This window comes from Bradyrhizobium genomosp. III, assembly GCF_000261705.1.
Lineage (GTDB): Bacteria > Pseudomonadota > Alphaproteobacteria > Rhizobiales > Xanthobacteraceae > Bradyrhizobium > Bradyrhizobium ottawaense.
The window spans coordinates 1-1,298 of the sequence record NZ_AJQF01000542.1 but is presented as its reverse complement, the minus strand read 5'-3'; the positions used below and the strand labels follow the sequence as shown (position 1 = coordinate 1,298).

At 58.9% G+C, this 1,298-nt stretch carries 2 protein-coding genes; both read left to right on the top strand.

Annotation, left to right across the window (positions count from 1 at the left end; translation table 11 throughout):
• The first annotated feature begins 321 nt into the window (after positions 1 to 321).
• A complete protein-coding gene (locus IC66_RS0141410) occupies positions 322 to 573 on the top strand; it encodes a helix-turn-helix domain-containing protein (protein ID WP_011084786.1) in 252 nt (83 codons plus the stop codon).
• Positions 573 to 1,298, top strand: a 726-nt coding sequence (locus IC66_RS0141405) for a HipA N-terminal domain-containing protein (protein ID WP_038951318.1), incomplete at its 3' end; no start/stop codon positions are given. The genes IC66_RS0141410 and IC66_RS0141405, both read left to right, overlap by 1 nt.

Genomic DNA, 1,298 nt, shown 5'->3' with positions numbered 1-1,298 from the left:
CGTATCACTCAGCTCTGATTCCGGGTACTAGGGTCCGGTCTCAGATCGGGAACAATCCGGCCTCAAGTCATTGAATTTGTTGTTGTTACTGTTGCGGCAAAATGGATACAAGGAGTTGCTTGGCACGATAGTGATACGAACGTTCGACATGTCGAGGAGGCTCTCTCGCCCACCGGCAGATTCGAGCCCAGCTCTACATCGATCATCAGCTTTAGCTTTTTAGTAATTTCAATATGCCTAGTATACGCGAAAGCGTATGATCTGTAGATATTCGCGGTCGCGTATATTGACAAATTATACGCGTTTGCGTATCATGCCTTTATGGATACGATTGCCCGCACCCCCCAGCAAATCGGCGCCGGGATCAGGCGCTACCGGCGGCAGAAGAAGCTCACCCAGGGGGACCTCGGTGAGAAGATGCATGCGCGTCAAGCGACGGTCTCGAAGCTGGAGGCCGGTGAACCTGCAACGCAGCTGCGCATCTTGATGGATGCGCTGGCCGCGCTCGACCTCGAGCTGGTCATCCGGCCGCGCACCAAATTGACGGCTGAAGCGATTGAGGATCTGTTCTGATGGCGCGTCGCCCTGCCCGTGCGCCGCTCAACGTCTACCTCAACGCACGGCTGGTCGGGCGGCTGCGGCGCGAGAGCAGTGGCGCAATCGATTTCCAGTATGACAAGCAGTGGCTCGCGTGGGAAAATGCCATCCCCGTTTCCGTGTCGCTGCCATTGCGGGAGGATCGTTATATCGGCGATCCCGTCGTCGCTGTTTTTGACAATCTTCTGCCCGATAATGACGACATCCGCCGACGCGTCGCCGAACGCGCGCATGCTGATGGCGCCGATGCTTACAGCCTGCTCTCCGCCATCGGCCGCGATTGCATCGGGGCGCTGCAATTCCTTCCCGACAGTGCCGCACCCGGGGGCGCCGGCGCCATTGATGGCCGCGCCGCTAGCGATCAGGAGATCGCCGCCATTCTCGGCAACCTTGCCAGCAATCCGCTCGGCATCGGCCCCGACCAGGACTTCCGCATTTCTCTCGCGGGCGCGCAGGAAAAGACAGCGCTGCTTTACTGGAAAGACAAGTGGCACGTGCCTCATGGCACGACCGCAACTACGCACATTATCAAGCCGCAGATCGGGAAGTTGCCGAACGGAATCGACCTGACCGGCAGCGTTGAAAACGAGCATCTGTGCCTTGAGCTGGTTGCGGCACTCGGCTTGCCTGTCGCCAAATCAAGCATCATCGATTTCGCCGGGCGCCGCGTGCTCGCAGTTGAGCGGTTCGATCGCATCTGG